Origin of the sequence: Massilia sp. CT11-108 (assembly GCF_047302915.1) — a bacterium.
In the GTDB taxonomy this organism is placed as follows: Bacteria; Pseudomonadota; Gammaproteobacteria; order Burkholderiales; family Burkholderiaceae_D; genus Telluria; species Telluria orientalis.
Map to the genome: position 1 here is coordinate 1 of NZ_JBKYMO010000905.1, position 1,345 is coordinate 1,345.

Annotated in this window: 2 protein-coding genes; both read left to right on the forward strand. The window is 73.2% G+C overall.

What is annotated here, in order from left to right:
• Positions 1–1,064, forward strand: a 1,064-nt coding sequence (locus ACEN88_RS31865) for an amidase (protein ID WP_413346185.1), incomplete at its 5' end; no start/stop codon positions are given.
• Position 1,065: 1 nt separating this feature from the next.
• Positions 1,066–1,345, forward strand: a 280-nt coding sequence (locus tag ACEN88_RS31870; protein ID WP_413346186.1) for an MFS transporter, incomplete at its 3' end; no start/stop codon positions are given.

Below are 1,345 nucleotides of genomic sequence, written 5' to 3' on the forward strand. Positions count from 1 at the left end.
GCCATGCCCGCCGCGACGCCGGCGCCGTCCTCATCGGCAAGCCCGAACTCACCGAAGGCGCGTATTCCGATCACCACCCCTCCATCATTCCGCCGCGCAACCCGTGGCACGCGGACTACTGGCCGGGCATCTCGTCGAGCGGTTCCGGCGTCGCCGTCGCGGCGGGCATGGCATATGGCTCGCTCGCCTCGGACACGGGCGGGTCGATCCGCTGGCCGTCCGCGGCGAATGGCCTGACGGGACTGAAGCCGACGTGGGGCCGCGTGAGCCGCCACGGCGCGGCCGAACTGGCGGCGTCGCTGGACCATGTCGGGACCATGGCCCGCAGCGCCATCGACGCCGGCATCCTGCTGGGCGCCATCGCGGGGGCCGATCCGGACGACCCGACGGCGTCGCCGACGCCTGTCCCCAACGACACGCCAGGCGCCGGCATCGCGGGCTGGCGCATCGGCGTGGACGCGGCGTGGAACCGCGACGGCGTGGACGCCGGCACGTGCGCGGTGCTCGCCGAGGCGCTCGCGACGTTTGCCGCGCTGGGCGCGGAAATCGTCGACGTCCGCTTCCCCGACGTCGCACAGACCGTCGCCGACTGGGTGCCGCAATGTGCCGTGGAGGCGGCCGTGGCGCACCGGGACCGCTATCCGCGCATGCAGGCGGATTACGGTGCCGTCCTCGCGGCGGTGATCGAGGCCGGCAAGGCGTTGTCCGGCACCGATTACCAGGCCATCCTGCTGCGGCGCGCGGCCTTCCGCGGCCGTGTCGACCGGGTCCTCGCCGCCGTCGACGTCCTGCTCACGCCCGTGCAGCCGTTCGCCCCGCTCACGCTCGCGCAGATCCGGACGCTGGGCACGCAGCCGGACCTCATCGCCGGGCTGCAGCGTTACACGTGCCCCTTCAACATGTCCGGCCATCCGACGCTCACGCTGCCCGGCGGCTTCACCGACGATGGCATGCCGGTCGGCCTGCAACTGGTGGCGCCCCGCTGGCGCGAGGACGCGCTCGTGCGGGCCGGCGCCGCGTTCCAGGCGCGAACGTCGTGGCACCGGCGCCATCCGGAGCGGTAGCATGGGATCGCGCGTCTTCTACGGCTGGGTCGTCGTCGCGGCGGCGTTCGCGGTCTGTTTCGTCGGATTCGGCTGCGCGTACACGTTCAGTGCGTTCGTACCGGCGCTGCAGCGGGACTTCGAGGCGTCGCGCGGGTCCGTGTCGCTCGTGTTTTCGCTGGCGGGATTCCTGTATTTTGCGCTGGGCGTCGTCAGCGGCCCGCTCGCGGACCGCTGGGGCGCGCGCCGCCTGGCCATGCTCGGCATGCTGCTGGTGGGCGCGGGCCCCAGCGGTCCGCGAG